Here is a 5660-nt window from a genome sequence, read left to right as displayed (position 1 = left end):
GAGCGGCTGCCGTTCTTCACGATCGGGCATTCCAACCGCAGCCTGGAAGAGCTGGTGCAGATGCTGGAATCGGCCGGGATACGGCGCGTGGTGGACATCCGCCGGATTCCGCGCTCGCGCACCAACCCGCAGTTCAACGAGGATGCGCTGCCCGGCTCGCTCGCGCCCCATGGGATCGCCTATGAGCACCTGGCGGCGCTGGGCGGCCTGCGCTCGCGGGTCCAGGGAGCGGATTCCGAGACCAATGCGTTCTGGACCAACGCCAGCTTCCACCGCTACGCCGACTATGCGCTGACGGAAGCCTTCCGGGAGGGCCTGGAAGAGCTGATCGAGCGGGGGCGGGCCGAGCGCCTCGCCTTCATGTGTTCCGAAGCCGTGTGGTGGCGTTGCCACCGGCGCATCGTCGCGGACTGGCTGGTCGCGCGCGGCGAGCAGGTGTTCCACCTCATGGCGCCCGGGCGCTGCGAACCCGTGAAGCTCACGCCCGGCGCGGTGGTGGATGCGGACGGGACGGTGCGTTACCCGGCGCCCGGAGCCGAGGCAGGCTAGAGGCGGCCGGCGCCGATCGGCCCGGTCAGGCCACTCGGCCGAGCAAAAGGTACTCCATGAGTGCCTTTTGCACATGCATCCGGTTTTCTGCCTCGTCCCAGACGACGGACTGGGGGCCGTCGATGACCTCGGCCGTGACTTCCTCGCCGCGGTGGGCCGGCAGGCAGTGCATGAACAGGGCCTCCGGACGGGCCGCGGCCATCATCGCGCTGTCCACGCACCAGTCGGCGAAGGCGCGCCGGCGCTCCTCGTTTTCCGCCTCGTAGCCCATGCTGGTCCAGACGTCGGTGGTGACCAGGTCGGCATCGCGGCAGGCCTCCTTGGGATCGTCGAAGACCTGGTAGCTGCCGGCGCGCGCGCCGCCCGGGCCGACGGCCAGCTTCTCGTCGATCTCGTAGCCTCGCGGCGTGCTCACGTGGACGCGAAAGTCCAGCAGCGCCGCAGCCTGCAGCCAGGTATTGGCCATGTTGTTGCCATCGCCCACCCAGGCCACGGTCTTGCCGGCGATCGAGCCGCGCCGCTCGATGAAGGTGAAGATGTCGGCCAGGATCTGGCAGGGATGGAACTCGTTGGTCAGCCCGTTGATGACCGGCACGCGCGAGTTCGCCGCAAAGCGCTCGATCTTCTCCTGCTCGAAGGTGCGGATCATCACCAGGTCGACCATGCGGCTGATGACCTTGGCCGAATCCTCGATGGGCTCGGCCCGGCCGAGCTGGCTGTCGCCGGTGGTCAGGTGGACGACGCTGCCGCCCAGCTGGTACATGCCGGCCTCGAAGCTCACCCGCGTGCGCGTGCTGGCCTTCTCGAAGATCATGGCCAGCGTGCGGTCGGTGAGCGGATGGTGCTTCTCGTAGTTCTTGAACTTGGCCTTGATGATGGCCGCGCGCTCGAAGAGATAGTGGTACTCCTCGGCCGTGAAGTCGCTGAACTGCAGGTAGTGTTTCATGGGCGCCGCGCTGCTCATGCTGCAGCCCCTGTGGCCTCTTCGGCCAGGAAGTCGCGCACCAGCGGCGCCAGCAGGGCCACGATTTCATCGGCCTCGGCGCGCGTGAGGACCAGCGAGGGCACCAGGCGGATCACCCGGTCGGCCGTCACCGAGATCAGGAGGCCTGCATCGGCCGCGCGCTGCACCAGCGCGCCGCAAGGCCGATCCAGCTCCACGCCCAGCATCAGGCCCTGGCCCCGCACCTCGAGCACGCCGTCCAGGCCGGCGAGGGCGCGCGCCAGGGCGGCCTTCAGGTGCTCGCCCACCTCGGCCGCGTTGGCGAGCAGCCCTTCCTCTTCCATGATGCGGATGGTCTCCACCCCGGCGCGCATCGCCAGCGGGTTGCCGCCGAAGGTGGTGCCGTGGTTGCCCGGCCCGAAGATGCTGGCCGCCTTCGGCCCCGCGACCACGGCGCCGATCGGCACGCCCGAGCCCAGGCCCTTGGCCAGCGGCATCACGTCGGGCACGATGCCGGCCCACTGGTGGGCGAACCACTTGCCGGTGCGGCCCATGCCGCACTGCACCTCGTCGATCATCATCAGCCAGCCGCGCTCGTCGCACAGCGCGCGCAGCTGGCGCAGGTAGTCGGCGCGCATGGGGTTGACGCCGCCTTCGCCCTGGATGGTCTCGAAGAACACGGCCACCACGTCGGGGTTGCCCTCGGTCACGGCGCGGATCGCCTCGATGTCGTTCATGGGCACGCGGATGAAGCCCTCCACCAGCGGGCCGAAACCGGCCTGCACCTTGGGGTTGCCGGTGGCCGACAGCGTGGCGATCGAGCGGCCGTGGAAGGCCTTGTCGTACACGACGATCTGCGGGCGCTCGATGCCGCGGTCGTGGCCGTACTTGCGCGCGAGCTTCAGGGCCGCCTCGTTGGCCTCCAGGCCGGAGTTGCAGAAGAAGGCGTTGGTCAAGCCCGAGCGCTCGACCAGCAGGCGCGCCAGTTCTTCCTGCAGCGGCACATGGTAGTAGTTGGAGGTGTGGATGATCTTGGCGATCTGCTCCTGCAGCGCCGGCACCAGCTTCGGGTGGTTGTGGCCCAGGGTGTTCACGGCGATGCCCCCGAGGGCGTCCAGGTACTGCTTGCCGTTCACGTCCCACACGCGCACGCCCTGGCCTCGCTCCAGCGCGATCGGCACGCGGGCGTAGGTGTTCATGACATGGGGCGAGGCGGCCGGGGCAAAGGCGGTCATGCGTCAATCTCCTGGACGGGGCGACAAGGGCGGCCGGCACCGGGCGGAGGTGGCCAGGGCCGGGAAGGGAAAGGGGATGATTCTAGGGTGCCCGCAGGCCTGGCGGAGAGCGCTGGCATGCCGCAGCGCGGCGGCAGCACGACGGCTGCCGCGCCGTGGGGCCTCACTCTTGTATAAGAGTTAGAATGGCAGGTTGCAGCGCACGAGGCTGCAGGCTCTTTTCCACGACCCCACCCATGGTTGCTCCCTCCTCCAAAGAAGTCTTCATCCAGGGCATCACGCACCAGGGGAAAAGATTTCGTCCCAGCGACTGGGCCGAGCGCCTGGCGGGCGTCATGAGCCAGTTTCGCCCGGGTGGAGCGCGCGCCACGCCGGGCAGCCATTTGCGCTACTCGCCGTGGTGCATCCCGACGACGATCGGGGACGTGAAGTGTGTGGTGGTGCGCGAGGAGCTGCGCGAACACGAGCCCATGGCCTGGGATTTCGTGATGGGCTTTGCGCGCGACAACGACCTGCAGGTGGTCGAGGCCTGCCTGTTGCCCGACGAGCCGGCGCCAAAGGCCTGAGGGCGCCAGCCCTGCCGCGCGGGGCAGGCCGGAGGAACGGCCGGATACTGGACACGAAAAAACCGCCCGAAGGCGGTTTTCACGTTCTTGCTGGCAGCGCACCCGTTACAAACGGCGGGCGGCGAGCCACCCGGGCTGTTGGCCTGAAACAGTCAGGCGGCTGCGGTGGCCAGGGCCTTGACCTTGGCGGACAGGCGGCTCTTGTCGCGGGCAGCCTTGTTCTTGTGGAAGATGCCCTTGTCGGCGATGGTGTCGAGCACGGACTGGGCCTTGGCGAACAGTTCGGTGGCCTTGTCCTTGTCGCCGGCGAGCACCGCCTTCTCGACGTTCTTCACGGCGGTGCGGTACTTGGAGCGCAGCGAGGTGTTGGCAGCGTTGAGCTTGACGCCCTGGCGGCTGCGCTTGCGACCCGAGGCAAGGCGCGGGTCTTTCTTCTTGGGCTTGTTGGATGCCATGGTAGTAAATCCTTCTGGTGTCTGTGGATGTTGCCAGCAAAGCCCGCCATTATAGCTCTTGCGCATTCTTGCGGGAAGCGCCCTGGCGCGCGCATACACTTCGCGCGGTGTCCTTGCTCAAAGCTGCTTCCACCGTCTCGCTGCTGACCCTGGCCTCGCGCGTCACGGGCCTGGTGCGCGACCTGCTGATGGCCTCGGTCTTCGGCGCCAACGCGCTGACCGACGCCTTCAACGTGGCCTTTCGCATTCCGAACCTGTTCCGGCGGCTGTTTGCCGAGGGCGCCTTCAGCCAGGCCTTCGTGCCGGTGCTGGCGGGCCATCGCGAGCAGCATGGCGAAGCCGCCACGCGCGCGCTGGTCGATGCCGTGGCGACGGTGCTGTTCTGGGTGCTCGTCCTGGTCAGCCTGCTGGGCATGGCCGGTGCGACCGGGCTGGTGTGGCTGCTGGCGAGCGGCCTGCGCCAGAGCCCGGAGAGTTTCGAGGCCGCCGTGTTCATGACGCGCTGGATGTTTCCCTACATCGGCTTCATGTCGCTGGTGGCGCTGTCCGCGGGTGTGCTCAATACCTGGAGGCGCTTTGCCGTGCCTGCCGCCACGCCGGTGCTGCTGAATCTGTCGATGATCGGGGCGGCGTGGCTGGGCGCGCCGCAGCTGGCGGCGCGCGGCATCGAGCCGATCTACGCCATGGTCGGCGGCGTGATGGCCGGCGGCGTGCTGCAGCTGGCGGTGCAGGTGCCGGCGCTGGCGCGCCTGGGGCTGCTGCCGCGCATCGGTGCAAGCCTGGGCCGCATCCGCGCCGCCTGGGGGCACCCGGGGGTGCGCCGCATCCTGGCGCTGATGGCGCCGGCGGTGCTGGGCGTCGGGGTGGCGCAGCTGTCGCTGATGATCAACACGCAGATCGCCTCCTGGCTGGCACCGGGCAGCGTGACCTGGCTGTTCTATGCCGACCGCCTGATGGAGTTCCCGACGGCGCTGCTGGGCGTGGCGTTGGGGGTGGTGCTGACGCCGCAGCTGGCGGCGGCCCGCGCGGCCGCAGACGCGGCGCGCTACAGCGGCATGCTGGACTGGGGGCTGCGCATGGTGCTGCTGCTGGCGGTGCCTTGCGCGGTCGGGCTGCTGGCCTTCGGTCGCCCGCTGGTGGCGACGCTGTTCCACCACGGCGCGCTCACCGCCACCGATGTGCAGGCCATCACGGTGGCCCTTGCGGGTTATGGCGCGGGGCTGCTCGGGCTGGTGGCGATCAAGGTGCTGGCGCCGGGCTACTACGCCAGCCAGGACATCCGCACGCCGGTGCGCATCGCCATGGTGGTGCTGGTGGCCACGCAGCTCATGAACCTGGTGCTCGTTCCCTGGCTGGCGCATGCCGGGCTGGCGCTGTCCATCGGGCTCGGGGCGATGGTGAACGCGGCGTGGCTGCTCACCGGGCTGCTGCGGCGCGGCAGCTACGCGCCGCTGCCGGGCTGGGGGCGGCTGGTGCTGCAGGTGCTGGCGGCGGCGGCGGTGCTGGCGCTGTTCCTGTGGTGGGTCGATGGCCGCTTCGACTGGCTGGGCCTGCGGGCGCATGCGCTGCAGCGCGCCGGGTTGCTGGCGCTGGCCCTGCTCGGTGCGGGTTTCGTGTATTTCGGTACCCTGGCGGCACTGGGCCTGCGTCCGCGCCAGCTGCTGCGGCGCTGAGCGGGCGCCCGCCTGGCGTCGTTTCCCCTGTTTGATACCTGTCCTGCATGCCGCCCCTGAGTTACACCGTTCCCACCCCACTGCAGTATTTCGCTGCGCTGGTGGCGCCCCAGCCCGGGGGTTCGCTCGCGCTGCTGGAGGCGGCCGCCTGCATCGCCCAGGATGCCCGCCCGCGCCTGGACGTGCAGCAGCTGCTGGCCGATGTGGACGCGCTGCTGGCGCGGCTCGCGCGGCGGCTG

6 protein-coding genes and 1 pseudogene are annotated in these 5660 nt (G+C 69.5%); 4 read left to right on the top strand and 3 right to left on the bottom strand.

The features are described 5' to 3' along the window. Positions 1–549, top strand: a 549-nt coding sequence (locus tag A612_RS10460; protein ID WP_019374435.1) for a DUF488 domain-containing protein, incomplete at its 5' end; no start/stop codon positions are given. Positions 550–574: 25 nt separating this feature from the next. Here the strand turns inward: A612_RS10460 and argF are convergent. Continuing rightward, a complete protein-coding gene (gene argF, locus A612_RS10455) occupies positions 575–1495 on the bottom strand; it encodes an ornithine carbamoyltransferase (RefSeq protein ID WP_019374434.1) in 921 nt (306 codons plus the stop codon). A gap of 14 nt (positions 1496–1509) precedes the next feature. Beyond that, entirely contained in the window at positions 1510–2727 is a 1218-nt protein-coding gene (locus A612_RS10450; RefSeq protein ID WP_019374433.1) for an aspartate aminotransferase family protein, read from the bottom strand. Between the two features lie 236 nt (positions 2728–2963). Between A612_RS10450 and A612_RS10445 the strand changes: the two genes are divergently transcribed. Beyond that, positions 2964–3293: a DUF3579 domain-containing protein gene (locus tag A612_RS10445; protein WP_019374432.1), complete on the top strand. Its 330-nt coding sequence runs from the start codon at positions 2964–2966 to the stop codon at positions 3291–3293. 152 nt (positions 3294–3445) lie between these two features. Here A612_RS10445 and rpsT read toward each other — a convergent pair whose 3' ends face one another. Continuing rightward, positions 3446–3748 carry a 30S ribosomal protein S20 gene (gene rpsT / locus A612_RS10440; RefSeq protein WP_019374431.1) on the bottom strand — a complete coding sequence of 101 codons (303 nt, stop codon included), beginning with the start codon at positions 3746–3748 and terminating at the stop codon, positions 3446–3448. Positions 3749–3855: 107 nt separating this feature from the next. On the opposite strand from rpsT, the gene murJ reads away from it, so the two are divergent. Continuing rightward, positions 3856–5421, top strand: coding sequence for a murein biosynthesis integral membrane protein MurJ (murJ, locus tag A612_RS10435; protein ID WP_040436604.1), 1566 nt, complete (start codon positions 3856–3858; stop codon positions 5419–5421). A 47-nt stretch (positions 5422–5468) separates the two neighbouring features. Then, positions 5469–5660 (top strand): annotated as a pseudogene (locus A612_RS10430) (transglutaminase); the annotation flags it as partial.

This window comes from Melaminivora alkalimesophila, assembly GCF_000282995.1.
In the GTDB taxonomy this organism is placed as follows: domain Bacteria; phylum Pseudomonadota; class Gammaproteobacteria; order Burkholderiales; family Burkholderiaceae_C; genus Melaminivora; species Melaminivora alkalimesophila.
This window is presented reverse-complemented; position numbering and strand designations above follow the sequence as displayed.